Annotated in this window: 22 protein-coding genes; 19 read left to right on the top strand and 3 right to left on the bottom strand. The window is 45.0% G+C overall.

Annotated elements, in window-relative coordinates; genetic code table 11:
• The first annotated feature begins 82 nt into the window (after nucleotides 1-82).
• The 11 genes from ACI4L0_RS08165 to ACI4L0_RS08115 all read left to right on the top strand — a co-directional run bounded on the left by ACI4L0_RS08165 (nucleotide 83) and on the right by ACI4L0_RS08115 (nucleotide 13,882).
• Complete coding sequence (locus tag ACI4L0_RS08165) at nucleotides 83-460, top strand: DUF4279 domain-containing protein (protein ID WP_439799673.1); 378 nt, start codon at nucleotides 83-85, stop codon at nucleotides 458-460.
• A gap of 225 nt (nucleotides 461-685) precedes the next feature.
• Nucleotides 686-973: a hypothetical protein gene (locus tag ACI4L0_RS08160; protein ID WP_439799672.1), complete on the top strand. Its 288-nt coding sequence runs from the start codon at nucleotides 686-688 to the stop codon at nucleotides 971-973.
• Nucleotides 974-1,183: 210 nt separating this feature from the next.
• Nucleotides 1,184-2,902: a DNA polymerase III subunit gamma/tau gene (dnaX, locus tag ACI4L0_RS08155; protein ID WP_439799671.1), complete on the top strand. Its 1,719-nt coding sequence runs from the start codon at nucleotides 1,184-1,186 to the stop codon at nucleotides 2,900-2,902.
• Nucleotide 2,903: 1 nt separating this feature from the next.
• A complete protein-coding gene (locus tag ACI4L0_RS08150; protein WP_439799670.1) occupies nucleotides 2,904-4,727 on the top strand; it encodes an ABC transporter substrate-binding protein in 1,824 nt (607 codons plus the stop codon).
• 9 nt (nucleotides 4,728-4,736) lie between these two features.
• A complete protein-coding gene (locus tag ACI4L0_RS08145) occupies nucleotides 4,737-5,840 on the top strand; it encodes an ABC transporter permease (RefSeq protein WP_439799669.1) in 1,104 nt (367 codons plus the stop codon).
• A 1-nt stretch (nucleotide 5,841) separates the two neighbouring features.
• A complete protein-coding gene (locus ACI4L0_RS08140; protein WP_439799668.1) occupies nucleotides 5,842-7,926 on the top strand; it encodes a dipeptide/oligopeptide/nickel ABC transporter permease/ATP-binding protein in 2,085 nt (694 codons plus the stop codon).
• Nucleotides 7,927-7,986: 60 nt separating this feature from the next.
• Nucleotides 7,987-8,979: an oligopeptide/dipeptide ABC transporter ATP-binding protein gene (locus ACI4L0_RS08135; RefSeq protein ID WP_439799667.1), complete on the top strand. Its 993-nt coding sequence runs from the start codon at nucleotides 7,987-7,989 to the stop codon at nucleotides 8,977-8,979.
• 326 nt (nucleotides 8,980-9,305) lie between these two features.
• Nucleotides 9,306-11,483 (top strand): anaerobic ribonucleoside-triphosphate reductase, encoded by a 2,178-nt coding sequence (gene nrdD, locus ACI4L0_RS08130; protein WP_439799666.1) that lies wholly within the window; start codon nucleotides 9,306-9,308, stop codon nucleotides 11,481-11,483.
• Nucleotides 11,484-11,969, top strand: coding sequence for an anaerobic ribonucleoside-triphosphate reductase activating protein (gene nrdG / locus ACI4L0_RS08125; RefSeq protein ID WP_439799665.1), 486 nt, complete (start codon nucleotides 11,484-11,486; stop codon nucleotides 11,967-11,969).
• Nucleotides 11,970-12,037: 68 nt separating this feature from the next.
• Nucleotides 12,038-12,577, top strand: a complete 540-nt coding sequence (locus ACI4L0_RS08120; RefSeq protein ID WP_439799664.1) for a hypothetical protein — start codon at nucleotides 12,038-12,040, stop codon at nucleotides 12,575-12,577.
• 45 nt (nucleotides 12,578-12,622) lie between these two features.
• Nucleotides 12,623-13,882 carry a glutamate-5-semialdehyde dehydrogenase gene (locus ACI4L0_RS08115; RefSeq protein WP_439799663.1) on the top strand — a complete coding sequence of 420 codons (1,260 nt, stop codon included), beginning with the start codon at nucleotides 12,623-12,625 and terminating at the stop codon, nucleotides 13,880-13,882.
• Between the two features lie 67 nt (nucleotides 13,883-13,949).
• Here the strand turns inward: ACI4L0_RS08115 and pheT are convergent, their stop codons facing one another.
• The gene (pheT, locus tag ACI4L0_RS08110) at nucleotides 13,950-16,250 is read right to left on the bottom strand and encodes a phenylalanine--tRNA ligase subunit beta (protein WP_439799662.1); all 2,301 of its coding nucleotides are present in this window, start codon (nucleotides 16,248-16,250) and stop codon (nucleotides 13,950-13,952) included.
• Between the two features lie 161 nt (nucleotides 16,251-16,411).
• Here pheT and ACI4L0_RS08105 point away from each other — a divergent pair, with 161 nt between their 5' ends.
• The 8 genes from ACI4L0_RS08105 (at nucleotide 16,412) to ACI4L0_RS08070 (ending at nucleotide 25,264) form a co-directional block, all read left to right on the top strand.
• Complete coding sequence (locus ACI4L0_RS08105) at nucleotides 16,412-17,218, top strand: hypothetical protein (protein ID WP_439799661.1); 807 nt, start codon at nucleotides 16,412-16,414, stop codon at nucleotides 17,216-17,218.
• 5 nt (nucleotides 17,219-17,223) lie between these two features.
• Entirely contained in the window at nucleotides 17,224-17,904 is a 681-nt protein-coding gene (locus ACI4L0_RS08100) for an MgtC/SapB family protein (protein ID WP_439799660.1), read from the top strand.
• Nucleotides 17,905-17,949: 45 nt separating this feature from the next.
• Nucleotides 17,950-19,431, top strand: coding sequence for a monomeric [FeFe] hydrogenase (locus ACI4L0_RS08095; protein WP_439799659.1), 1,482 nt, complete (start codon nucleotides 17,950-17,952; stop codon nucleotides 19,429-19,431).
• 149 nt (nucleotides 19,432-19,580) lie between these two features.
• Nucleotides 19,581-20,525: a hypothetical protein gene (locus tag ACI4L0_RS08090; protein ID WP_439799658.1), complete on the top strand. Its 945-nt coding sequence runs from the start codon at nucleotides 19,581-19,583 to the stop codon at nucleotides 20,523-20,525.
• Nucleotides 20,526-20,703: 178 nt separating this feature from the next.
• Nucleotides 20,704-21,531: a sulfide/dihydroorotate dehydrogenase-like FAD/NAD-binding protein gene (locus ACI4L0_RS08085; RefSeq protein ID WP_439799657.1), complete on the top strand. Its 828-nt coding sequence runs from the start codon at nucleotides 20,704-20,706 to the stop codon at nucleotides 21,529-21,531.
• Between the two features lie 16 nt (nucleotides 21,532-21,547).
• Nucleotides 21,548-23,038 (top strand): NADPH-dependent glutamate synthase, encoded by a 1,491-nt coding sequence (gene gltA / locus ACI4L0_RS08080; protein WP_439799656.1) that lies wholly within the window; start codon nucleotides 21,548-21,550, stop codon nucleotides 23,036-23,038.
• A gap of 191 nt (nucleotides 23,039-23,229) precedes the next feature.
• Nucleotides 23,230-24,243, top strand: coding sequence for a pectinesterase family protein (locus ACI4L0_RS08075; RefSeq protein ID WP_439799655.1), 1,014 nt, complete (start codon nucleotides 23,230-23,232; stop codon nucleotides 24,241-24,243).
• Nucleotide 24,244: 1 nt separating this feature from the next.
• Nucleotides 24,245-25,264, top strand: a complete 1,020-nt coding sequence (locus tag ACI4L0_RS08070; RefSeq protein WP_439799654.1) for a PfkB family carbohydrate kinase — start codon at nucleotides 24,245-24,247, stop codon at nucleotides 25,262-25,264.
• On the opposite strand, the gene ACI4L0_RS08065 is transcribed toward ACI4L0_RS08070, so the two are convergent.
• Both ACI4L0_RS08065 and ACI4L0_RS08060 read right to left on the bottom strand, forming a co-directional pair.
• On the bottom strand, nucleotides 25,261-25,830 hold the full coding sequence (locus ACI4L0_RS08065; RefSeq protein ID WP_439799653.1) for a hypothetical protein: 570 nt from the start codon (nucleotides 25,828-25,830) through the stop codon (nucleotides 25,261-25,263). The genes ACI4L0_RS08070 and ACI4L0_RS08065 overlap by 4 nt on opposite strands.
• An 83-nt stretch (nucleotides 25,831-25,913) precedes the next feature.
• Complete coding sequence (locus tag ACI4L0_RS08060) at nucleotides 25,914-26,201, bottom strand: hypothetical protein (RefSeq protein WP_439799652.1); 288 nt, start codon at nucleotides 26,199-26,201, stop codon at nucleotides 25,914-25,916.
• Nucleotides 26,202-26,272 lie beyond the last annotated feature (71 nt).

The following is a 26,272-nucleotide window of genomic DNA, read 5'->3' as shown; positions in this document are numbered from 1 at the left end:
GTTGCAGCCTAAGCAAATCTCAGGATTTTTCATCCACAACATTTGACAATTTCTCTAAAAATTATAAAACATGGAGTAATTTATGGAAATATATATAGATTTACAAATTTCTTCAAAAACTCATAATGTAAACTTGAATAATCTTCTTAATGTAAAAGGGAAAATGCATAGAATTGGAGATAAATCAAAAACAGGAATTTTATTGGATTACAGTCAATGGAATTATTCATTTGATCCTATTGAAACTCATGATATGAATGAAGCAGCCACAGTTTTTTTTTATGAAATCTATAAAACAAAAGATAAGTTAAATGCTTATATAAAGGAAACTGATTCGGATTTGCTGGTGTATTTTGTGATACGAAATCATGATAGTGAGTATGTACATTTTGATTTGTCAAAAGAAAATATAAACAAATTTTCAGAAATTGGCGCTTCAATTTCTGTAGATGGTTTGTAAAATTTTGGGAAACGGCTTTGTTAATTGTAGATGATAAACAAAATGCAAATATTTATATAATTCATCCGTTTTATAAAGCATTGTCAACACTAAATTTGGTAATAGATGTGAATATTGAGAAGCCTTATAAAATTGATTTTTTAAAAATTAAGAAAATATCAGCAAATGAGTTTGAATTATATTAGTTTTGATATTTTTGATACAGCTTGCTGAATAGCCATATCAATGAATCTTGGCAACTTGAATAAAGCTATAGATTCTTTTGCGAAATTTCTGGTGTTGTTGGAAATGCAAAACAGGTGGGGGGGGGGAATAACTATGATTTTTATAATGAGAAGCTTGGCATATTTATTTGCATCTGCTATGGCATGTGTTGGAATTTTTTTCACTTACAAAAATGAAGCAAGTGAATATTTAAAAATTTTTAAAATTATTTTTCTTATATTGGCTGCGATTGTATTTATTGTATTTTCTATTCAGGATTTTATAAATTTTATAAAAAACAGTAAGTGAGAATACGTAATAGGCGATTCATCAAACTCTGTAGTTTTTGAAAAAACTGAGGAGTCGCTGACACACACTTCCGTCAAGGAAAGCACCGGCGGTCTGTCTGCAAAAGATGCTAAAAAATTAGATAATAAGGGCGCAGACACAATCCGGATTATCCGGTGTTTCACAAAACTTCCATTGTAAATATGGCTTTTTTAATGTATTCTATAAAATATGGCTTATGAAGTTACAGCGACAAGACGTCGCCCGCAGAATTTTGACAATCTTATCGGCCAGGAATTTGTTGCCGAAACCCTCAGGAATTCAATTCAGTCCAAAAAAATAGCGCACGCATATCTTTTTTCAGGCCCGCGCGGCTGCGGAAAAACATCAACCGCAAGAATTCTTGCAAAGGCCCTGAACTGCCAGAGCGGCCCCACAGCGTTCCCGTGCGGCAAATGTCCAGCCTGCACAGAAATAACCGCCGGCTCTTCGCTCGATGTAATTGAAATAGACGGCGCCTCAAACACAAGTGTAAACGATGTCCGCCAGATAAAGGACGAGGTTCTTTTTCCGCCGAATTCGTGCAGGTATAAAATTTACATAATCGACGAAGTTCACATGCTTTCAACCTCCGCATTCAATGCGCTCCTGAAAACAATCGAAGAGCCGCCGCCATACTGCATTTTTATTTTTGCAACTACGGAAATCCAAAAAGTTCCGGCAACAATAAAGTCACGGTGCCAGCAGTTTAACTTCAGGCTTGTTCCTATTGAAAAGGTAAAGGAGCAGCTTGCCCAGGCCGCACAGGAGCTTGGAATCAAGGCGGAAGACGAAGCCCTTTACTGGATTGCGAGAGAATCCACCGGCTCAATGAGAGATTCGTACACGCTGTTTGACCAGGTTGCAGCCTTTTCTGACGGCGAAATAACCTATGAAAAAATCCGCGACAAGCTTGGTCTTGTAGGGGTTGACCGGCTAAACGAAATTTTTGAGCAGTGCGTTAAAGGCAGCCCGGAAACAGCCCTGCTCAGGCTTGATGAATATCTTCAGAACGGGGTCAGCATAGAGCAGCTCATTTCAAACTGCGCTGACTATCTGCGCTCAATTCTTCTTATAAAAAGCGGTGTAAAAAAAGAATCGCTGCTCGGACAGAACGCCGCAAGATTTTCCCGGGAAGTTCTGGATGCATGGACACCTATCCAGGTTGAAAGGGCGCTTGGAATTTTCCTTCAGCTTTACAGGGACATCCGCTATTCACTAAGCCCGCGCTACGAATTCGAGCTTGCTGTTTCAAGGCTCTGCTGGCTGAAGGATTATGTGTCCGCATCGGAAGTAAAAAAAGCAGTTGATGCAGTAAAGCCGCTTTTCATGAATTCCGCCGCCCAGAAAAATATCGCCGCTGAAAAAAAAAATGACATTTCAGCCGCCTATGCGCCAAGAAATTCATTCCTGAATATTTCAGATTCAGTTCCAAAATTCAGCGCGCTGGAGAGCACCGGCAATTCTTTTTATGATGGCGGAGCTGAACCGCCGGAAGAAATTTCAGCGCAGGAAGAAAAAATCCCTGAAGCCGCCCACAAAAACGAACCGCCAAAAACAGAGCTTCTGCTGAATTCCCTGGACACCCGGGAAATAGAAAAAATAAAGGAAGCCATGATATCGGATTTTTCCATTGACGATGCTCTGCTTGCAAGCACACTGATGAATGTAAAAGACTGGAAATTCGAAAACGGAAAAGTACAGGCAGCCGCCGAAAATCCCTTCGAGCAGATACAGGTTCAAAAGCAGGTTTTTAAAATCACTGATTACCTGAGCAAGGCATACAGGCAGCCGGTGAGTTTTGAAGTTGTCCTCCGGAACAAAGCGGATGAAGGGCACAGGCAGGAAATTCCAAAGGAAGTGACAATTCTCCGGGATTTCTTTAAGGGAACTATAACTGTTGGAGTGTAAAATGAAAATAATATTCGCTTCGTTGCTTTGCGCTGTCCTGTTTTTCAGCTGCGGACAGAAATCGCCGGAAATGACGCTTGAGGAAATAGCCGAATATAAAAAAAACGCCGGCTCAGGAATAATTGAAAAAACCGCATGCAAGCCCTGGAAAGGCGGAAATTTCAAGGACGGAACAGAGGGCGGAGAATGGCTTTCGTCCGTCAGCGCAGACCCAAAAACATTCAACCAGTATATTGCGGAGCGGGATGCTGAAAGCGCGGGCATTATAAGCCAGACCCTTGATTCGCTTGTAAACTATGACACCGCCGAAAAAAAATGGTTTCCACAGGCTGCTTTTTTTGAAGTTGAAACAAACACTGAAAAAAACACTCTCACCGTGCACTACACGCTCCGGGAAAATCTTTACTGGACATGGTACAATTCAGACAAAAAAGTCCCCGTGACTTCAGACGACATTGTTTTCTGGTACAACGAAATCGCAGGCGATCCGTCATTCCAAAGCTCCGGGTACAACAACCAGTTTGTTTCTATGCCGGACGGAACAACAGCGCGGATTGAATGTATAAAAATAAATGACCGTCAGTTTGACTTTGTGTTTCCGCGTATTATAGCCGATCCGCTGCTTTCCACAAACATGAGCTTCTGCCCTTCGTTTATCTATAAGGCGGCAAAGGAAAAAAACGGAAGCGAGGGCGTAAAGGAACTGTTCAACGCATCCTGCAATGTCCGGGAAATTCCTTCCATGGGCAGATGGTACATAACAGAATACGTTCCCGGCCAGAGAATTGTATACAAAAAAAATCCGTTCTACTGGGAAAAAGACACACAGGGAAAAACAACAACATACATAGACACAAAGATTTTTCAAATTGTCGGAAATCCGCGCACAGAATATCTTTTGTTCAAGCAGGGAAAAGCTGAATCCTATTCTCCTGCCCCGGAAGAAATAGATGATGTAATAAACAACCAAAAGGACAGCTACACGGTTTTCCGCTCTGAAGGAGAAAGCGGCGCCTCGCTGTGGAGCTTCAACCAGAACCCCAAGAACAGCGACAAGCCTTTTTACAGCTGGTTCACAAAAAAGGAATTCCGCCAGGCAATGAGCTGCCTTTTAAACCGCGAGCGCATAATCACCCAGACTTACCGCGGACTTGCAGAGCCAAAATACAGTTTCTTTCCGAGCGTAAATCCGTACTACGACAGCGCCATTTCTTTAAAATACCGCTTCAACAAGGAAAGCGCCCAGAACCTTCTTTCCAAAATAGGAATAAACCGGGATTCCGCCGGGATAATGCGCGATGCGGCCGGAAATGAAATTTCATTCGACCTGACAATTTCGTCCTCCAGCACAACCGCAAACGACATGGCGCAGATTGTGGCGGACGAGTGCGCAAGCATTGGAATTACCGTAAATGTCAGGCAGGTTGATTTCCAGAAAATGATTGAGCTTTTGACTTCAACCTACGAATGGCAGTCTGTGTTCGTGGGGCTGGGCATGAATATTTTTCCAACGCAGGGAAGCAATGTGTGGCCTTCAGGCGGAAATCTGCACCTATGGTATCCCGAGCAGAAAACTCCTGCCACTGACTGGGAAGCAAGAATCGATTTTCTGTACAACGAGGGCTCCTTTACCAATGACTTTGCGCAGGCAAAAAAAATCTGGGATGAATACCAGTCAATCATACTTGAGCAGTGCCCTGTGATTTACCTTGTGGGGCGTAAGAATTTTCTTGCGCTTCAAAACAAATGGGACATTTCGAATTTCTTTTATGACAATATAAACGGAGCTATGACAGAACGAATTTTTCTGGCGGATGTCCAGTGAGGAAAAAATATGGCAGTATTCTTGAAAAAACTTTGGCAAACATTGTGCTTCCCGTGGAACTACTTAAAGAAGAAAAGTCCGCTCGCTTCATTTATAGCGGGAAGAATCACAACCATGGCAGTTCTCCTGTTCCTTCTGGGGCTTGCCCTGTTCGCGCTCATGGAGCTTGCCCCCGGAGATGTAGTAGACCAGATGATGACACAGCAGCTGGCCTCTTCCATGAATTCCTCCGCTCCCGCCAGCCCGCAGATTGCCAGGGACAACAGCTTTACTTTTGGGCAGGAAACTCTGCTTAGAAAGGAGCTTGGACTGGACAAGCCGTTTTACGCACAGTACATGGACTGGCTCAAGAGAGTTCTTGTAAACCACGATCTTGGTGTCAGCCTGATTTCAAGAGCGCCGGTAAGCTTTCTGATTTTGTCGCGGCTGAAAAATTCGCTGGTGCTGAACCTGATTTCGCTTGTGTTTATAACATCGTTTTCGTTTCTGCTCGGAGTTTATTTTTCCAGCAAGGCAGGAACCCGCACAGATGTGGCGGCAACATTCTTTGCGCTGTTTTTCCATGCGTTTCCGGGAATTCTGCTTTTAATTCTTTTGCAGCTTTTTGCCTCTGTCACGGGGCTTTTTCCGGTAACGGGCTATCCGGCATTTCCGTTTGCCGAAAATCCGCTCAGGTTTTCATTCAGCTATGTGCATCATGTTTTTCTTCCGCTGCTGGCATCTTTTCTGGGCGGTGTCGGAGGAACTATGCGCATGATCCGCTCAACCATGCTCGACCAGATGGGGCTTCCCTACATAATGGCTCTGCGTTCCCGCGGAATCTGTGAGCGCAGAATTTACCTGAACCACGCGTTCAAAAACACCCTGAACCCCTACATAACAGGAAGCGCGAATCTTCTTGCAAGCCTGTTCAGCGGAAGCTTGATTCTTGAGATTATCTTTTCATACCCGGGAATCGGAAGGCTGATGTACGAAGCTGTAACGCAGCAGGATGTAAATCTTGTGCTGGCAAACAGCATGCTTGTTTCTTCCCTGGTTCTGGCAGGAATGATTATCTCCGACATTGCGCTTGCCCTTGTAGACCCAAGAATCCGCTACGGAAAGGAAAACTAAAATGAAGCAGCTGATTAGACACATTATAAGAAGACCCATCGCACTTGCTTCCCTTATTGTGATTGCGACAATTTATATTGTAATGATTTTCGCGGATTTTTTCGCTCCGTATCCAGCCACGGCTTCGTTTCCGGAAGACACGTTCCACCCGGCGAACATAGAGCTGACTTCCGCTGGAATAAAAGTCAGGGAATTCCGGGTTCTCGAAACCACGGTATGGAAATACGCAAAGGTAAAGGATCTGCGCCACAATCTGAATTTTTTTGTGCATGGACACAAATATAAAATACTCGGCGTTATACCGTGCGACCTTCACCTTTTTGGAGCACAGCCGGACAGCAGCGGAAATCAATATCCGGTGTTTTTAATCGGAGCAGACAATCTCGGGCGGGATCTTTTTTCGCGCATTGTATACGGAAGCAGAATTTCACTTACAATAGGATTTATCGCAAGCGCAGTTTCGCTTCTGCTCGCAATTCTGTTCGGAGGGCTTGCAGGATTCTACGGAGGCTCCACTGACTGGCTCATAATGAGATTCAGCGAATTTTTTATGCTGATTCCAAGCCTCTATCTGATTTTGTTCCTGCGCTCCCTGCTGAACACAAACATGGATTCCGGCACATCTTACATGGTCATAACGGTGATTCTTTCGCTTGTAGGCTGGCCCGGAAGCGCGCGCACACTCAGGGGAATAATACATTCAATCAAGCGCGAGGAATTCGTGCAGAACGCAATCCTTGAGGGAACACCGTCGCTGGTGATAATTTTCCGCCATATAATTCCGCAGATTGCAAGCCTTCTGATAGTCAGCACAACACTGTCAATCCCCGGCTTCATCATGAGCGAAACAACGCTTTCGTACCTGGGGCTTGGCATAAATGATCCGGCCGTAAGCTGGGGCTCGCTCATAAACCGGGACATTTCCACGCTGAGCAACCTGAGGAATTTTCCATGGCTTTTAACGCCGGTGTGGCTTCTTTTAGCCGTAACACTTTCATTCAACTTTCTCGGAGACAGCCTGAGGGATTTTTATGATCCGTTTCATTCAGTTTTCCCTTCATGGAAGAAAAAGAAACTCAGAAAGCAGATTGCGCCCCGCACGGTGCAGCACAGGCTTTCAACAGCGGAACTCCAGCGTTCTTTTCTGGCAGTGCAGAATCTGTTTGTAACATTTGACGCCATAGCGGAAAACAAGAACATTCTCATTCAGGCGGTGCGCGGCGTGAGCTTTTCCATGAAGCGCGGTGAAATTCTTGGAATCGTCGGAGAAAGCGGCTCAGGAAAATCTGTTTCAACAACGGCAATCACGGGGCTGCTTCCGGGAAACGCCTTTGTTGAGGGAAGCATATTCTTCAAAGGCATAGAGCTTACGGCAATCAGCCAGGGACAGATAAGAGAACTCCGCGGAAGGAAAATCGGATGCATCTTCCAGGAGCCAGGACGCTCGTTTGATCCGCTTCAAAACATGGAAAGCGTTTTTGCCGAAACATTCAGAAATTCACAGCCGGATCTTTCAAAGGAAGAATGTAGAAGCCGCGCCGTAAAGCTTCTGTCTGAAGTCGGTCTTCCGAATGCTGAAAAAAGGCTGAAGAATTTTCCGCACCAGTTTTCGGGAGGGCAGCTGCAAAGAATCAGCATCGCGCTTTCGCTGGCTCAGGGCTGCGAGCTTCTCATAGCCGATGAGCCTACAACCGCGCTCGATGTCACAATACAGGCGCAGATTGTATCTCTTCTTGCGGAGCTAAGAAAAACCCGCGGGCTTTCTATAATTTTTATAAGCCACAATATCGATGTTGTTGCTTCCCTGTGCGACAATATAATTGTCATGTACGGCGGTCTAATCATGGAAAAAGGCCCGGCTTCCCAGGTAACAAAAAATCCGCGGCACCCTTACACAAAAGCGCTCCTGGCTTCCATTCCGAAATTCTCCATGCATTACACGGAGCAGAGCCTTTCTTCAATTCCGGGACGGGTAACAGATCCCGCCTCTCCTGAACCGGGCTGTCCGTTTGCTCCAAGATGCACATTCAGAAAAGACGAATGTGAAAAAGAAAATTTCAGATGCTACAAAGCAAACGGTGAATAAAAAGCCTCACTGAAGATTTTCGAATTCACAATAATAAGTTTGCTATAAAGGCGGTTTTTTATGGAAAAAGACATTATCCTGAAGGCTGAGAACATACAGAAACATTTTGGGCTGGACGCAGGATTTTTTGCGAAAAAAGACAAGCTGGTATATGCCGTAAACGGAGTTTCGCTTGAAATAGAGCGCGGAAAAACCTATGGCCTTGTAGGAGAAAGCGGCTGCGGAAAAACAACAACCGCCCGGCTGCTGGTGGGAATGTACAAGGCCGACTCCGGGTCTATCCAGTTCAGGGGCCGGAATTCGCAAAGCCCTGTGGAAGCCTGCGCCCTGAAAAAAAAGGAGCTTGCCGCTTACCGTGAAAAAGTAAAATATATCTTCCAGGATCCGTCGCGCTCGCTGAATCCGCGCATGACAATTTCCACAATACTGACTTCGCCCCTGAAATATTCATCGCTGTGGCAGGGAAAGGAGCATGCAAGGCAAAAGGCCGCCGAACTGTTTGAGGAAATCGGACTGGACAAAAGCGATCTTGACAGGCGGCCGCAGGAATTTTCAGGCGGTCAAAGGCAGAGAATTTCCATTGCGCGCGGTCTGATTCTTGAGCCGGAGCTTCTTATCTGCGACGAAATTGTAAGCGCGCTTGATGTTTCTGTCCAGGCGCAAATTCTGAATCTTCTTCAGAACCTCAGGAAAAAACGCGGGCTTTCGTTCCTGTTTATTGCCCATGACCTGAAAGTTTCCTGCTATTTCTGCGACACAATCGGTGTGATGTACCGCGGAATGATTGTAGAAGAGTCCGAGGCGAAAAATCTTTACAGGGATGCGCTTCATCCATACACACAGACCCTTTTTGCAGGCGGAAATTTCCATATTGAAAAAAGCGGCGAAATGAAAACCCTTCTTGAGCATCCGTCCAGCTGCCCGTTCGCACACAGATGCCCTAAAGCCCGGGAAAAATGCCTTTGCGAGATTCCACCCCTGGAGCATATTTCAGAAAACCACAAAGTAAGATGCTTTTTCCCCAATGAAACACAGGATAAGCCAAAAGTATGAAAATTATACCCATTATGCTGTTTTTTTAGGAATATTTTCATTTTTGTACCCTTTGTTTCCGCTTTCTTCCCATAATTCGGCATTGAAAAAAAATGAAAAAAAATCTGACCCCTCAAATCACAAAAAAAGCTTGCTTTTTATAGGCTTTTTGAAATTTCATCTTCATTCGATTTTATTGACTGAAAACACTACTGCTAGTATACTAGATGTTGTTACAACACTATATATAGAGAAACGCGGCCGGTTGCTTCAAGTGCTGCCCGGCATTTCCGCAGGCCGTCTCTAAAACTTCAGTCAGCAGAATAGTGTTTCTAAAAGGGGAAAACATGAAAATCATCAAGAGAAGCGGCGCAGAAGCAAGCTATGACCGCACTAAAATTTCAACGGCAATTAAAAAGGCAAACGAACAGGTTCGGGAATCCCTCCGCCTTAAAGAAAGCCAGATTGAATCCATTGTTGATGATATTGAAATAGAATGTCACAATTCAGGCCATGCTCTGAATGTTGAAGATATCCAGGATCTTGTTGAAAACGGAATCATGCAGAACGGAGCCTATGAAGTTGCCAAGCTTTATATCACTTACCGCTACCGCCATCAGCTTCTGCGCAAGGAAAACACAACTGACCAGCAGATAATGAGCCTTCTTGAAGAAAACAACGAGGAAGTCAAGCAGGAAAATTCAAACAAGAATCCTACTGTTGTTTCTGTGCAGCGCGACTACATGGCAGGAGAAGTCAGCAAGGATATTACACGCAGATTCCTTCTGGATCCGGATATATGCAAGGCGCACGACGAAGGAATTATTCATTTTCACGATGCGGATTACTTTGCCCAGCACATGCACAACTGCGACCTCGTGAACCTTGAGGATATGCTTCAGAATGGAACTGTAATAAGCGGCACCAAAATAGACCGGCCGCATTCATTTTCCACAGCCTGCAATATCGCCACACAGATTATAGCACAGGTGGCAAGCTGCCAGTACGGCGGACAGAGCATCACTCTTACGCACCTTGCTCCGTTTGTAGATGTCAGCCGCAAAAAAATCATGGCGGAAACAACAGAGCTTATAAAGGCAACGGGGCTTCAGGTTTCATCGGAGCAGTTCAACTATATGGTTGAGCAGCGTGTAAAGGATGAAATCAAGCGCGGCGTTCAGACAATCCAATATCAGGTTATAACGCTCATGACCACAAACGGCCAGGCTCCATTTGTGACAGTCTTTATGTATCTGAACGAAGCCAAAAGCGAGCAGGAAAAATCAGACCTTGCCCTCATTATAGAAGAAGTCCTGAAGCAGCGTTATCAGGGCGTAAAAAATGAAAAAGGCGCATGGATTACCCCTGCATTCCCGAAGCTTATCTATGTTCTGGAAGACGACAACGTGGAACAGGGTTCTCCGTATTATTACCTTTCAGAGCTTGCCGCCAAATGCACTGCAAGAAGAATGGTTCCGGACTATATCAGCGAAAAAAAGATGCTGGAGCTGAAAATCGATGCGAACGGAAACGGAAACTGCTATCCCTGCATGGGCTGCCGCTCTTTCCTGACACCATATCTTGATTTGACCGGAAAACCAAAATACTACGGAAGATTCAATCAGGGAGTTGTAACGCTGAATCTTGTTGACATTGCATGCTCTTCCGGCGGCGACATGGTGAAATTCCAGCAGCTTCTCCAGGAGAGGCTGGAGCTTTGCCACAGAGCGCTTAGAATCCGCCACAACCGTCTGATTGGAACAAAATCCGATGCCGCGCCAATTCTCTGGCAGAACGGAGCGCTTGCAAGGCTGAAAAAAGGCGAGCCGATAGACAAGCTTCTGTACAACGGCTACTCAACAATTTCCCTTGGATATGCTGGACTGTGCGAATGTGTCCGCTATATGACAGGAAAATCCCACACAGACCCTGATGCCAAGCCGTTTGCGCTCAACGTGATGAAAGCCCTTAATGAGGCCTGCAAAAAGTGGAAAGAAGCCGAGCACATAGATTATTCCGTCTACGGCACTCCGCTTGAAAGCACAACCTATAAATTCGCAAAATGCCTTAAAAGGAGATTCGGCATAATAGAAGGCGTTACAGACAAAAACTACATCACAAACAGCTATCATGTGAATGTCACAGAAAAAATAGATGCCTTTACAAAGCTTTCCTTTGAATCCGAATTTCAAAAGCTTTCGCCGGGAGGAGCTGTCAGCTATGTTGAAGTTCCAAACATGGAAAACAACATCCCTGCGGTTATGGCGCTGCTAAAGCATATCTACAACAATATCATGTATGCGGAGCTGAACACAAAAAGCGATTTCTGCCAGAAGTGCGGCTACACCGGAGAAATACAGATTGCGACTGACAGCGACGGAAAGCTTATCTGGGAGTGTCCAAACTGCAATAACCATGACCAGACGACAATGAATGTTGCGCGCCGTACCTGCGGCTATATCGGAACACAATACTGGAACCAGGGGCGCACCCAGGAAATCAAAGACCGCGTGCTGCATCTATAAATGTACTACGGTGAAATAAAAAAAATCGACATTTCAAATGGCGAAGGTGTAAGGGTTTCTCTCTTTGTTTCAGGGTGCAGGGTTCAATGTCCGGGCTGCTTTAACAAATGCACTTGGGATTTCCATTATGGAAAAATTTTCACTGAGCAGACCGAAGCTGAAATTATAGAAGCCCTGTCACGGGAATTTATTTCAGGCCTCACCGTCCTTGGAGGAGAGCCGTTTGAGCCGGAAAATCAGGAAACTCTTGCGCCCTTCCTTTCAAGGATAAAATCCCTGTTCCCTGAAAAAACAATCTGGTGCTACACAGGATATATTTACGACAAGGATATTCTTCCTGCTGACGGAAAAAAGCACTGCCGCTTCACAGAACAGATGCTCAGCTGCATCGATGTCCTTGTGGACGGGCCATTTATAGAAGAACTAAAAGACATTTCCCTTCAGTTCAGGGGCTCCAAAAATCAGCGCATACTAAGAAACTTCTGACTGTGCCAGGCTGCTCCTGGGTTTACAGACCCATTGCAACAAAGAAATTAAAAATTTATAATGTCATCATGTCAGAAACCCTAATAGAAAAATTTATCGACAAGGATTCAATCAAAGCCCTTGAAACACTCACGGAATCAGAAACAGACACAGCCGCCGCTTCTGCCGTTCAGCAGCTAGCAGGCATATTCAGCGCAGAAGAAACTTTCAAGAAAATTTTATCAATGGATTCAGAGGCTGAAACCAAGCTTGTATTCAGCTTCAATAAAAATCTGGTTCTTTTAATTCAAAAGACATGGGTTGAAAAATCGGACGAGGAGATGAAGGCCCAGATACTGTATCAGCTGGAGGAATTCTGCGCGCAGCTGAATTCAAAATCCTACGGACAGGCATATCCGCAGTTTTTTTCTATTGTTGACAATGTTGTTTACCTGATGTTCGGAAACCAGGCCAGAGCAAAGGACTTTCCAGAATACGCCCTCCGCATAGACCCGGAATTCGGAATTTTCTGGTGGTACGTAAAAAGCCTTCCGCGGGATGCGCAGTGGTCAAGCGACAGGACACGAAATGCGCTTTTGCTTGGAATATATTTTCTGGCGAACTATTAGAGCTGCCCGGAAAATTCAAATTTTAATTCAAGCGGAGAAAATTCCATGGAGCTGAATACTATATGCAGCGGACTGAAAAAAGCCGCCGCCGTTCTTGCAATTCATACGGAGCAGCAGAAAAACTGCGCGCTTGAATCCGTTTTCAATTCAATCCAGAACCGCAAGGCTGAAATTCTCGAGGCGAACAAGTCAGATGTGGAAGCAGCAAGAGCCAGCGGAATGACAGAGCCTCTTGTTGAGCGGCTGGCCCTGGACGAAAAAAAATTCAGCGGAATTCTTGAAGGAATAAAAACTGTAATTCAGCAAAAAGATCCTGTTGGAAAAATTGTCAGCGGCTGGAAAACTCCGCAGGGAATGGAAATCAGACAGGTCAGGGTTCCGCTCGGAGTTGCCGCCATAATCTATGAAAGCCGCCCAAATGTCACGGCAGATGCTTTCGCCCTTGCATATAAAAGCGGAAATTCAATACTTCTGCGAGGCTCATCATCTGCCCTGAATTCAAACAAGGCGATTGTCAGCGCAATCCGCGAAGGCTTGAAAAACGCAGGAAGCAGCGGAGTTGAATCTGCGGTGTACCTTTGCACATCCGGCAGCCATTCTGAAGTAAACGAAATTCTTGGCGCAGTCGGAAAAATCGATGTTGTGCTTCCACGCGGCTCGGCAAAGCTTATTAATCTTGTTGTTGAAAATGCAAAAATTCCTGTAATCCAGACAGGAGCAGGAGTCTGCCACTTATACGTTGACAAGGACGCTGATTTGAACCAGGCCGCGCAGATTGCCAGGAATTCAAAAATGCAGCGTCCAGGCGCATGCAATGCAATCGAAACAATTCTTGTGCACAGGGAAATTCTGGCTGAATTTCTTCCAAAGCTCGCGGAATCATTCAATGAAAAAGTGCAGCTCCGCGCAGACAGTGAATGTTTTTCAGTTCTGAAAAATGCCGGCTACAAAAACCTCAGGGAAGCTGCGGAATCAGATTTTGGATTTGAATTTCTTGATTTTATAGCCTCTGTGCGCCAGGTGGAATCCACGGAAAATGCAATCGAATTCATAAATGCCCACAACACAAAGCACAGCGAATGTATTGTCACAAACAACCGGCTTCAAGCGCGGATGTTCCAGCAGCAGGTTGACGCTGCCTGTATCTATGTAAATGCAAGCACAAGATTTACAGATGGAGGAGTTTTTGGATTTGGCGCAGAACTGGGAATCAGCACACAGAAGCTTCATGCCAGAGGCCCTATGGGAGCAGAAGCGCTGACAACAACCAAATTTCTTATTGAAGGCGACGGTCAAGTCCGCTGATTTTTCAGCGTAAAAAAAATTGCCCGGCAGCCGCAAACAGCAACCGGGCAAACTTTTTAGCAAGACACTATTCTATTTCCGCGTTCAGAGTTTTTTCCATTACAATAGGCTTTCCAGCCGCAACAAGATTTTTTCCGGCAGCCTGGGCCATCTTGTTTACAACCTTGTATTCAACCTTGCAGAATTTATCTATGTCTATTTTAGCAGGCTTTTCGCATGGCTCAAAACCATCAAGAACAACCTGTGTTCCAGGCGCAGCCCAGGGAGCAGTCAAAAGCTCAACTTTTTCAGCTCCGTCTTCAACATAGTCGCAGGCAAGCAGCATTCCGCGGCTTTCAACACCCTTCATTTTTCTAGGAGCCAGGTTCGCAGCGATTATAACATGCTTTCCAATAAGCTCCTCTTCCTTCAGGTAAGGACGAAGCCCGGACTGGATAATGCGCTCTGTTCCGCTTCCGTCATCAAGATGCTCAATGTAAAGCTTGTCGCCCTGCGGATTTGTTTCCACGCTTAAAATTTTTGCGACCTTCAGCTCTATATGCTTGTTAAAATAGTCAACCGGGTCTATCCGGGAAGCTGAATTTCCAGAATCCTTCGCCGGCTCGTTTTTCTGAACAGACTGGCTGTGTTCCTTCGGCTCAAAAGCCATAAGATATTCCAAATCAATCTCGCCGGCAACACACGGAACGCTAATCTGCCAGTTTTCAAGAACCTGCGGATGGATTTCTCCAAAAATTCCGACCTGCTTTCCGTTCACCATTATTCCAGCCTGGCGCCCCGGAATAAACCGCGGATCATTTGTTTCCTGAACTTCATACTTGTGGTCAAGATAGTAAAGTATTGTGCTCACTTCGCTTGCAGCCGCATTGAAATTCGCATTGCCGGAAGCTGTAAGAAATCCAAGGCTCTGAATTGTTTTGGTTCCGGTATTTTCAGACTCATCAATAAAGGCGATTTTTCCGACTTCAAAAATCTTGTGCGGATAAACGGCATTTCCGCTCTGCGCCTCTGCTTCAAAAAGAGAAGCTATAATCGACGGACGGATAAACTGATAATTTTCGCTCATGGGGTTTGCAATTTCAATAACATTCTTTCCGTCAATTCCCATATTATCTATGTACGTTTTTTTAGAGCCAAGATAATTAAAAATCATTTCCTGATAGCCGATGCCAGCCATTATATTTTTTACCTTGCGGCTATAAATGGTGATTGGCAAAAGCCTTCCGATTGTAAAGTCCCGGGGCTTTTCCGGTTTAAAGAAATCCAGACCCTTGCCGATCATGACATCTTCAATTACATCGACTTCATGCAGAAAATCATTTCTATACGGCGCAGGATGAACCACAAAAACAGTTTCACTGCCTTCCTGACGCACATCAACACTGCTGCCCATCCGGACAAGCGCATCTTCCACATCCTGAGCGGAAAGGCTGCTTCCAAGCTTTTTGTTCACTGCGGAAAGCGTAGCTTTTGCCGGCTGCTGGAAATAATACGGAACAACAACATCATTGCCGAATCCTGTGTCATACTCATGGTGCACTTTCACAGGAAGAATTTCGTAGCCCGCATCAGCAAAATCGCAGGCAACAATATTTGCGGCAAGCATCAAATCCTTCATGTCAGCTCCGGTAAGCTCAACCATCAAATCCTTGTCGCCGACTTCAACCTGCCCCAAGGTCGCGCTGTTTATAACAGGGCTCATGCTCATTACTTCACCGGAATCATCCTGAAGCACAGGATATTTTTCAAAATCCTTTAAAATCCAGCCGTACTCCTTTCCCTTTGGGTGCGACTGAAGAATTTCACGGCAAGTCTGCTTTTCTTGGCCCTGAAGAGGAACAAAACTCACTTTGTCAGGGTCGGCGGCAACAAAATGAACCGGCCACTTTAAAGCTGCTGCCCTGTAAACTCCCATGGAAAGTGTTTTGCGCTTCCGCCCGAAATTCCAGGCAAGTTTTTCCTGTGTCTGCATGATGTCAATGAGCATCGCGTTGTCCAGCGGCTTTCCGCTTATAACGAAAGCAACCATAAACGGACGTATGTTTTTCAGCGCAGGATCTACAAGCGCAAGCCTGTTCCCTGTGTCTTTTAAATTTCCGCCTTCAGACATAAAAGAGCTGTAATCTGAATGTTTTTTTCCTTCGTGCTCCCGAAGACATCTTGCAATTCCGCCTGTGGACCACAAGTCAGGACGGTTTGTATCATTCAGTTCAATTTTTATAACGCGCTCGTTTTCAGGGGCAGACTCATCAGGCTTTTCGTCAAGCTCCGCCTTTGCAAAAGTAAGCTTTTTTTCAAAAGTATCCCAGTCATATTTTGTTTCAAGCAAATTAAAAAACAGTTTTTCGTTGACTTCAATCTTTGGCATGTTTTCCTCTATAAAATATTGTGCATTTTCAGGAAATCTCTAAAAACCGCGGCTTCCAGAGATTTCTACAGATTATATTACATCAGTGCCAAAACTGCAATTACCGCAAATGCCTTCGCTGTGGAAATGACATGTAACATATTTTATGCTATAATCACGGCATGGAAAAAACAATTCTTATCGCCGGAAAAAGCATGCCCGAAGCAGGAAGATTTACAGACGGAGTGGCATTTTCAGGAAGAAACATAATCATAACAGGTCCGCAGACAGACAGCGAGCAGCCGCCGAAAAGGCTTACAATCGCTGAAAGAAAAGCAAACCAGGCGGCCTACGAGGAAGAAAAAAACATCGAGGCAAAATCCGGAATCTGCACCATAGAATGGAACAAGTCATCACCGCTTTCAGCTCGGTCGCTTGTGCTTCAGACACTCACAATTTTCAACAGGCTGGACGAGGCTGTGCTTTATTTTGACGAAGAATGGTTCGCATCAAAGGCTGAGCAAATGGACAGCGAGGAAATTGCCAGGGGATGCGATGAAATGATTTCCTGCTACCAGTATCTTGCGCTTGAGGTGATTTCAAGCTTCAAGAAAAGGGATGCTGCGGAAGGCCCCGGAACCCTTGTGTTCCTTTTAAAGGAAACTCCGTCAAGGGTGGACGTGCTGAATTCCCCGGCCTTGAAAAACGGAGTCAGCGCAATCGCATCTCCGCTGGTTTCGGCAGGAGCGGCGGCATTTTCCTCATTTGCAGAAAATCTTGCGGCGGTCTACAGCGATTCGATTTTTGTGAACATAGTTTTAGTGCATGGAGACAGCTCAATGGAAGGATTCAGGCGAGATGACGAAACCGGAAGATGGCTTTGCACATACCTGAATTCTATTGAAGGCTCCAAGTCAAGCAAAAAAGCCCAGTGGGTAAAGCCCGGAGCAAAACCGTCCAGCGGATTCAGCAGGATATTTAAAAGGTAGTGCAGATGGAATTGGATTTTTTAACCGAAAGCATTATAAAAGTCATTGCGGGAGCAGTATGCGGCGGTCTCATGGGGCTTGAGCGGAAAACCCACAACCAGGTGATTGGAATGAGAACGCTGATTTTAATATGCATCTCTTCAACGCTGCTTTCAATCCTTTCAGTTTACATGGCAAGGGTAAATGAAATATCTATTCCGGGCAGAGGCGACCCAACAAGAATTGCGGCCGGTGTTGTGAGCGGAATAGGATTTCTCGGCGGCGGCGCTATCATGAAGCAGGGGCTGAATATAAGAGGCCTTACTTCCGCGGCGATAATCTGGACTGTGTCAGCATTCGGGCTTGCAATAGGAGCCGGGCTTTTTATCCAGGTGGGAATAGCTCTTGCGATGGTTCTTCTTCTGCTCATGCTTCTTGAAAAGCTTGAATCAAAGTATTTTCCAGCGGAAAGAACAAAGAGCCTTCATCTGTGCTTTGAGAATGAAATTGTTGACATAAAAAAACTCAGGGAAACAATCACTTCGCACGGTCTGATTGTAGCGGACATGAACATGAGCCGGATTATAAAAACCAGGCAGCTGATACTTCATTACATTGTAAAGGCGCCCATTGAATATGATTTTTCACACTTGCTTTCTTCCATTGAAAAACTGGGCAGCCTGAGCGAATTCTCGGTAACGGACTAGAAAACAAGGCGGCAATAAAATTTTGAATAAACAGGCGGAATAAAAATGCTTAATATCAACAACAACACATCAAACATAAAACATGAAATCCTTGTGAGAATCATAAAACTTCAGCTGGAAGGAAAGCTCGAAGAGGGAGTGCATTTTATTCCGCGCGAAATGGCTCCGCGTGACAAGCCGCCGCTCAGATGCTGCATTTTCCACGACCGCGAAATTCTCCGCATGAGAGTTCTTGCCCGGATGGGAATCTCAGTTGAAAATATCGACGAGGAAGCAACCCTCGCCTCGTTTGCAAGGCAGGCTCTTGAACGCGAAAAGCCCACATGGCCAATGCTCACCGTTCTGGACGAAGCATGCAACGGCTGTGTTAAAGCGCATTATATGGTAACAAATGCCTGCCAAGGATGCTATGCGCGCCCTTGCATGATCAACTGTCCGCGCAAGGCAATCACCGTAGACAAAAGAGCTTCCATAGATGAAAAGCTATGCATAAACTGCGGAAAGTGCATGGAAAACTGTCCCTACCATTCAATTATAAAAATCCCGGTTCCGTGCGAAGAAGCCTGTCCTGTAGGCGCAATCTCAAAAGACGAAAAAGGCCACGAAAAAATCGACTACCACAAATGCATATTCTGCGGAAAATGCATGCGCGAATGTCCGTTCGGAGCAATGATGGACAAAAGCCAGATTGTGGACGTAATAAAGCACATAATGAACTGCCGGAAAGTAGTGGCTCTTTATGCTCCGTCCATAGCCTCGCAGTTCAAGGTCAGCCCGGGGCAAATCGAATCTTCCCTGCTTGCATCCGGATTCAACCGCGTATGGGAAGTGGCAGTGGGCGCCGACATCTGCGCAGACAAGGAATCCAAGGAATTTGAAGAGCGAATGGCGCGCGGAGACAAAATGATGACAACCTCATGCTGCTCCGCCTATGTGCGCGCTGTGTACAAGCATGTTCCGGCTCTCATTCCCTGTGTTTCAGAAACAAGAAGCCCTATGCATTACACCGCAGAAATCGCAAAAAAAGCCGACCCTGACTGCATCACAGTTTTTATCGGCCCGTGCCTTGCAAAAAAACGCGAAGGCTTCGGAGATGAGCTTGTTGACTATGTTATCACCGCTGAAGAAATTTCCGCGCTTTTTGAGGCAAAGGGAATAAATGTCGAGGAAATGGACAAGCGGCATGAATCAATAATTCCAACTGCAAGCGGACGGAATTTCGCTCGCACAGGCGGTGTAATGGAAGCCGTTGCGCTTCGCCTAAAAGACAAGTCAATTCTGCGCCCTGCAAAAATAGACGGACTCAGCAAAAGCGGAATGAAAATGCTCAATGCATACGGCCTCATAAATTCCGGGAAAATTCCATCAAAGCCGGACACCCCGAACCTCATAGAAGTAATGTCTTGCGAAGGCGGATGCATAGCAGGGCCTTCCGTGATAACCACTGTAAAACAGGCGGAAATTCAACTTGAAAAATACGTGAACGACGGCTCTGCGAATACAATAAACGGAAACGGAAACTCATAAAAAGCCTCTGGGAGCTACAAATTTACATGACATTTTTTCATTTTATGTAAAAAACACAAAAACACAAAAAGGTCTTGACAATCGCCCCCCCCGGTAAAATAGAAACGGAAGTTTTTTTGGTTCCTATTTTATTTTATTAGGAGATTTTTATGAAATACTCAAAATTTGTGCTGGGGATTGTGCTGATTTCCGCACTGTGCCTTGCTGGCTGTTCTGATGGAAGCTCTGACAGTTCTAATTCAGACGGAAACAAGGGGGTTCTTGATCTTAGAATTCAAAACAACGGAACAATAGCCGACTCTTCAAGATTAGTGAAAGAAGAAGGCTCGTCTGCTTCCTATAAAGTAGAAACAGACCTTGTAATTGTTGAAGCAAAAGAAGACGGAATGCATTTTACAATTAAGAACCCTTTATTTGCACTTGAAGATAAAAATTTCGAAAACGGAAGCAACTATATTGCCGTTTACCGCATTGAAAAAATAAACGGAATAGAAATGGATACAACATGCGCTGTATTAAACACCTGGTATTTTGATCCACAATACTCCGAAGACAGCACTAAAGAAGAAATCAATTTTATATATCCGCTTTGCGAGGAAAACGAAGTATACAAGTTCAGGGTTCAGATTGAGCCACGGAGAGACAGCAGCATAGAAATAGACAGAGATAAATTTTATTGCTATTACCTAACAGTCAAAGCAAAAGGTGGAATTGGCGACATCGACTATTCCAATCTGAAAAACGGAGAATGGGCATTTGCAAGTTGCAATGGTGAAAACGCAAATGTCTGGATAGAAAACGTTATTCCTCCACAGGATACTGTTGTACAGGATGTAGGCACTTATATTGACATTTTCTATGGCGATAAAGACTGGGGTAAAAATACAGACTGGTTCAACAACTATGAAAGCGAAGAAACTATAAAAGAATCCTGCTCTATTGAGCTTAAACATCAGGACGGACGCAGTCTGGAAGATTTCGGAGCAAAAACATTCTTTGCCCAGTATAGTTTTACATTTAAAGTGCCTGCCTGCCCAGAAGTAAAACAATGGCGCACAGCAACTCTTTACACAAACCTTGTAGAAGTTAACTAAAGCATAAATTACATGCAACCGCTCCAGCAAAACGCCGGGGCTTTTTTTTTGCTCCATGGATTCAAAGAAATTTTGCATGACATTTTCTTTGTTTATGTCTAACACTTCACTAAAACTCATATTTGTGCTATAGTTGTAGAAATATTCAAATAAATTCAGTTTGTGTAAGGATAGAAAGATGAACAAAATTCTAGAAAAGCGGAAACTCTCAGAAACCGTTTACTACATGAAATTTGAAGCTCCTGACATCGCAAAAAACCGAAAGGCAGGACAGTTCCTGATTGTCCAGTATGATAACGAAATGGGCGAAAGAATACCGCTCACAATCGCAGACGCAAATGCAGAAGAAGGCTGGGTCGCCATTGTCTTTCAGGCAGTCGGAGCAGGCACAATGAAAATTTCCCGGCTCAACGAAGGTGAATATCTTGCCGCTGTGCTCGGACCTTTGGGAACACCGTCTAAAATCGAAAAATATGATGCTCCCGTTCTCTGTGTAGGCGGCGGAATTGGAACAGCCCCGCTCTACCCTATTGTCCAGGCTCTGAAGGCCGCAGGAAACAAAGTTATTGTTGTAATCTGCGCGCGCACAAAGGATCTTCTTATTTTTGTTGATGAAATGAAGGCAGTCGCAGATGAAGTTATAATCATGACCGATGACGGAAGCGCCGGACGCCAGGGAGTTTCAACTGTTCCCGTGGAAGAATTGTGCCAGTCACAGACACCGCCGGCTGAAGTTATTGCAATCGGGCCTCCTATAATGATGAAATTTGTATGCGCCACAACTGAAAAATACAACGTAAAGACCACAGTTTCGCTTAATACAATCATGATTGACGGCACAGGAATGTGCGGCGGCTGCCGTGTAAGCGTAGGCGGAAAAACAAAATTCGTATGCGTTGACGGCCCGGACTTTGACGGACACCAGGTTGACTGGGCGAACATGATGACACGCATGAAGAGCTTCAAGGATGAAGAAGAAAAGCACAAGTGCAAAATCGGAATGTAAACTGACGGAGAAACAAATGAGCGAACACAAGACACTGAAGCAGCTGGAGGAAACCGCTGCAAACGAATACAGCAAAATAAAGGGAAAAGAACTTTCAGCAAAGGAGCGCATGGCTATTCCGCAGATGGAGATGCCTTCAGGAGAGCCACTGGTCCGCGCAAGACAGATGACAGAAGTCGCACTCGGATACACAGCAGAGCAGGCTATTGTAGAAGCAAACAGATGCCTTCAGTGTAAAAACCAGCCCTGTGTTTCCGGCTGCCCTGTAAATGTCCAGATTCCAAAATTCATTGAGCAGGTCGCAAAAGGCGAATTCAAGGCGGCTGTTGATATTATAAAGGAAACAAATCTTCTGCCTGCAATCTGCGGACGTGTATGCCCGCAGGAAAAGCAGTGCCAGGGACAATGCACTGTCGGTAAAGTTTACAAAAACGCAGAAAAATCTGTAAGCATCGGCCGCCTGGAAAGATTTGTCGCTGACTATGAGCGTGAAAACGGACTTTCAAGCGCGCCTGTGACAGCTCCTTCAACCGGCAAAAAAGTGGCTGTTGTAGGCTCAGGTCCTGCGGGACTTACTGTTGCAGCCGACTGCCGCCGCGCAGGTCATGACGTTACAGTATTCGAGGCTTTCCACAAGGCTGGAGGCGTTATGGTCTATGGAATTCCTGAATTCCGCCTTCCAAAAGCCATTGTTCAAAATGAAGTTGAAAACCTGAAGCGCATGGGCGTTCATTTTGAAATGAGCACTCTTGTCGGGCGCACAATGACAGTGCAGCAGATTCTCACAGAAAAAGGATTTGACGCCGCCTTTATCGGAACAGGCGCAGGACTTCCAAAATTCTTCGGGATTCCGGGCGAAAACTATATCGGTGTATTCAGCGCAAACGAATATCTCACGCGCGCAAACCTGATGAAGGCTTATGACACAGAAAATGCCGACACTCCATATTATCATGCCAAGACAGTTGTAGTCTGCGGAGGCGGAAACGTTGCAATGGATGCGGCAAGAATGGCGCTTCGGCTTGGAGCGGAAAAAGTTTACGTTGTCTACCGCCGCTCACGCACAGAAATGCCAGCACGCCGGGAAGAAGTAGACCACGCGGAGGAGGAAGGAGTAATTTTCAAATTCCTTGAAAACCCGGTTGAAATTCTTGGCAGCAGCGAAACTGGAAAAGTCACAGGAATAAAGGCGCTGTCCTATGAGCTTGGCGAGCCAGACGAAAAAGGCCGCCGCCGCCCTGTTGAAATAAAAGGCAGCGAGCATGAAATTCCATGCGATGCAGTAATAGTTGCGCTCGGAAACAATTCGAATCCTCTTATTCCTGCTACAACGCCGGAAATAAAAGTGGATGACCATGGACATATCACGGTCGACGAAAGCCAGGAAACAAGCATGACAAAAGTCTGGGCAGGCGGTGATATTGTTCTTGGAGCGGCCACAGTTATTCTTGCCATGGGAGAGGGAAGAAAAGCTGCCGCGAGTATAAACAAATATCTTGCAGGCTAGCCTGATTTGGAGCACATAAAGGAGATAAGAATTCCTTTTCAAGAGGTTTTCTTATCTCTTTTTTTTCAGCGGAAACTTTCCAGTGTAAAAATTGCTTTTTTTGCATATTCCATGGTATAATCAAGAACCCCCCCCCGGAAACCTTGAGTTTTCAGGGGCTGCCTTAATACAAAAAAAACGCGGGATGTTTTATGCTGGAATTAAATGTCAATAATAAATCGCCAGCAGCTATAGCAGCTGCCCTAAAAAAAATAAAGGAAATGATTTCCACAGGAACTGTCGCAAAAGACACTCCTGTTCATCTGGTTCTTGAGCCGGGATTCTACAGAGAAACAATAAGGTATAATCTTTCAAATCCTCTTCTAATAGAAAGCGCGCCGGGAACAAAGGCGGAAAACTGTGTGATCCTGGCTGACAACTGCGAGGCCTACAACAAAGGACAGCAAAACCGGGCAGTGTTCTCAATCGGGCCGAACGCAACAAATATTTCCCTCAAGAATTTCACAATCTCAAACACTCATATAAAAACATCCGAAGAGCCCATAGCCGCCTCTGATTCAGCGGAAGCCCTTGTGTGGAACAATTCATCCGGAACACTTTTCTGCGAGGGAATGAAAATCGAAGGAAAACAGAACACTCTCTTTTTAAAGGGATTCAGCTGGTTCCTTAATTCAACAGTCAGCGGCGATGTGGACTTTATTTACGGGGAGCCTGACACCTGCCTCTTTGAAAACTGCGCAGTAGAAGTGATATCAGACAACCGCGGCGATTTCAACGGATTTGCCGTGAACAGCCATGCAGTCGCCGAAAAAAACGGCTTTGTCTTTACGGGCTGCCGATTCTTTGGGGAAAAGCGCAAGAAAACTTCCGTGTTCGCATGTCGCACAGACGGAACAGCAGAAAGCGCAAAAGACTGGAACAGCATTGCATTTATAAACTGCATTTTTTCCGACATTTTCGCACCGGAGCTTCTCTGGGATGATGACATGAACCTTGAAGTTTATCCGCGCGGAAACGCAAAGTACGGAATCAGGGAATACAACTCAAAGACAGTTTCCAAAAACGGAAAGCTCCAGGACTCCGACACAAGCAGAAGAAACATAAAATCCTACACACTCACAGAAGATGATTATTTCAACGGATATGCAAGCCGCTACCTGATTCTGCACGACACACCGTTTTCAGAGCTTCTGTCAAAGGAATAATATGAAAACAGTTACATTCGGGGAGCTTCTACTTCGTTTACAGCCGGAAGGATATTACCGCTTTGTACAGACAGACAGACTAACTGCGACTTTCGGAGGGGCGGAAGCGAATGTTGCTCTTTCCCTTGCGAATTTCGGGGAGGAATCTTTTTTTGTTACAAAGCTTCCAGTGCATGAAATAGGTCAGTGCGCAGTCAACAGCCTGAGAAAATTCGGGGTGCGCACAGAATACATTTCCCGCGGCGGAAACAGAGTTGGAATTTATTTCAATGAGCGCGGAGCAAGCCAGCGTCCTTCAAAATGCATCTATGACAGGGCAGGCTCGTCTGTTGCGATGAGCACAAAATCGGACTACAACTGGAATCTCATTCTTGAAAACGCATCATGGTTTCACTTCACTGGAATAACACCGGCGCTCGGCGGAGAGCTCCCTGAAATCTGCATAGAGGCATGCTCAGCCGCAAACTCAAGGGGAATTCCTGTAAGCTGCGATTTGAACTACCGAAGCAAGCTGTGGACAAAAAACCAGGCGCGGCAGACTATGGAAAAAATTGCACCCTATGTTGATATCTGCATTTCAAATGAAGAAGATGCAAAGGATGTCTTTGGAATAGCCGCGGCCGACACCGACATTGAAAACGGAAAGCTCAACGCAGAAGGCTACAAAAATGTCGCGCTCCAGCTTGCGGAAAAATACGGATTCAAAAAAGTCGCCATAACAATGCGCTCTTCTATAAATGCAAACAGAAACAAGTGGTCTGCCCTTTTTTATGACGGAAAGGAATGTTTTTTCAGCAGGGAATACGACATGGCCGTTGTGGACAGGCTCGGCGGCGGAGACAGTTTTTGCGCCGGCTTAATCCATTCACTTCTTAAAAACGAAGACGGACAGAAAGCTGTGGAATTTGCAAGCGCGGCCTCCTGCCTCAAGCACTCCATTGAAGGAGATTTCAACATGGTTTCTGTGGAAGAAGTTGAGCATCTGGTCAATGGAGATTCCAGCGGAAGAATTCTGCGCTAAGCCATCTGCATTGCCTGTGCAAAGCTTACGGGAAAAATCCGCACAAAAGGTTTTAGCGCATTGAATACTTTTTCAAAGCCCATGTTTTCAAAAGCTTCTTTTGTTACATTTATAAATCCGCAGCCCGTTTCTCCTGCAAGAAATTCAAGCCCGCTATTTACAGCCGCCGCATTTTTTTCTGGAGAAACCACAGACACAATATAAATTCTTGAGTTCCTGCATTTGCGGCGCAGACTCAGCAAAAGCCATTTATATTTGTCCAAAAATTCATCCGCATTGAAATTTTCAGCCTGACATTCTTCCTCGCCGAAGTTGACAAAAATCCTTGACGGATTCAGCTCATAAACTGCGCTTTCAAGAAGCCTGAAAGAATCGGCAAGTTTCAAGCCCTGCATGCTTCTGTCGTAAATTTTTCCGCCCATCTCGTCATTGTTCGCAAGCTCATTTATATTCATCCGTGAAAAATAAGTAGAGCCAAAGAACACAACTCCGCCGCTCCTTCCGGCTTCATTCAAAGTCCTGAAATCGCTGATTTTTTCCGCAATAAATTTTTCGTTGTTATTCATCCTGCTGCCTTCCCGCACAAAGTATTTTTTTATGTAAAACTCTAAAACGCAATGCTTTAAGCCCTGGTATTCCACAGGCAAAATCATTGGAAACGAATTTTTAAAAGTCCTTTGTCATTTCTTTTGTTGATAAAATAAACTGGAATATTTATGCTCACTATCGCAAGGTTCAGAATGTAAACTCCCAGAACATAATTGAAGCTTCCAAGAATTATCTTCGCTGAAATTCCTGCAATGTACCCAGCGACAATCAAAAGTATAAAGCGCAGGCTCATGTTCTTTGCCGTTCCTGACTTTATATTTTTCACAACTGAAATCGGCCATGAAAGTCCAAAACATATAAGCATTGATGCCTCTAAAATATCCGGCATATAAACCTCCAAACACAAAAAACATAGCACTTTTTTATGATAACTACTAATATATTGTTTTTATCAAATCA

This window comes from Treponema sp. (genome assembly GCF_051883275.1).
In the GTDB taxonomy this organism is placed as follows: domain Bacteria; phylum Spirochaetota; class Spirochaetia; order Treponematales; family Treponemataceae; genus Treponema_D.
This window is presented reverse-complemented; position numbering and strand designations above follow the sequence as displayed.

Bases quoted from the DNA above. Each gene is read 5' to 3' on its own strand.
- ACI4L0_RS08165 (WP_439799673.1), top strand. From the start codon at position 83: ATGGAAATATATATAGATTTACAAATTTCTTCAAAAACTCATAATGTA.
- ACI4L0_RS08160 (WP_439799672.1), top strand. From the start codon at position 686: ATGAATCTTGGCAACTTGAATAAAGCTATAGATTCTTTTGCGAAATTT.
- dnaX (WP_439799671.1), top strand. From the start codon at position 1,184: ATGGCTTATGAAGTTACAGCGACAAGACGTCGCCCGCAGAATTTTGAC.
- ACI4L0_RS08150 (WP_439799670.1), top strand. From the start codon at position 2,904: ATGAAAATAATATTCGCTTCGTTGCTTTGCGCTGTCCTGTTTTTCAGC.
- ACI4L0_RS08145 (WP_439799669.1), top strand. From the start codon at position 4,737: ATGGCAGTATTCTTGAAAAAACTTTGGCAAACATTGTGCTTCCCGTGG.
- ACI4L0_RS08140 (WP_439799668.1), top strand. From the start codon at position 5,842: ATGAAGCAGCTGATTAGACACATTATAAGAAGACCCATCGCACTTGCT.
- ACI4L0_RS08135 (WP_439799667.1), top strand. From the start codon at position 7,987: ATGGAAAAAGACATTATCCTGAAGGCTGAGAACATACAGAAACATTTT.
- nrdD (WP_439799666.1), top strand. From the start codon at position 9,306: ATGAAAATCATCAAGAGAAGCGGCGCAGAAGCAAGCTATGACCGCACT.
- nrdG (WP_439799665.1), top strand. From the start codon at position 11,484: ATGTACTACGGTGAAATAAAAAAAATCGACATTTCAAATGGCGAAGGT.
- ACI4L0_RS08120 (WP_439799664.1), top strand. From the start codon at position 12,038: ATGTCAGAAACCCTAATAGAAAAATTTATCGACAAGGATTCAATCAAA.
- ACI4L0_RS08115 (WP_439799663.1), top strand. From the start codon at position 12,623: ATGGAGCTGAATACTATATGCAGCGGACTGAAAAAAGCCGCCGCCGTT.
- pheT (WP_439799662.1), bottom strand. From the start codon at position 16,250: ATGCCAAAGATTGAAGTCAACGAAAAACTGTTTTTTAATTTGCTTGAA.
- ACI4L0_RS08105 (WP_439799661.1), top strand. From the start codon at position 16,412: ATGGAAAAAACAATTCTTATCGCCGGAAAAAGCATGCCCGAAGCAGGA.
- ACI4L0_RS08100 (WP_439799660.1), top strand. From the start codon at position 17,224: ATGGAATTGGATTTTTTAACCGAAAGCATTATAAAAGTCATTGCGGGA.
- ACI4L0_RS08095 (WP_439799659.1), top strand. From the start codon at position 17,950: ATGCTTAATATCAACAACAACACATCAAACATAAAACATGAAATCCTT.
- ACI4L0_RS08090 (WP_439799658.1), top strand. From the start codon at position 19,581: ATGAAATACTCAAAATTTGTGCTGGGGATTGTGCTGATTTCCGCACTG.
- ACI4L0_RS08085 (WP_439799657.1), top strand. From the start codon at position 20,704: ATGAACAAAATTCTAGAAAAGCGGAAACTCTCAGAAACCGTTTACTAC.
- gltA (WP_439799656.1), top strand. From the start codon at position 21,548: ATGAGCGAACACAAGACACTGAAGCAGCTGGAGGAAACCGCTGCAAAC.
- ACI4L0_RS08075 (WP_439799655.1), top strand. From the start codon at position 23,230: ATGCTGGAATTAAATGTCAATAATAAATCGCCAGCAGCTATAGCAGCT.
- ACI4L0_RS08070 (WP_439799654.1), top strand. From the start codon at position 24,245: ATGAAAACAGTTACATTCGGGGAGCTTCTACTTCGTTTACAGCCGGAA.
- ACI4L0_RS08065 (WP_439799653.1), bottom strand. From the start codon at position 25,830: ATGAATAACAACGAAAAATTTATTGCGGAAAAAATCAGCGATTTCAGG.
- ACI4L0_RS08060 (WP_439799652.1), bottom strand. From the start codon at position 26,201: ATGCCGGATATTTTAGAGGCATCAATGCTTATATGTTTTGGACTTTCA.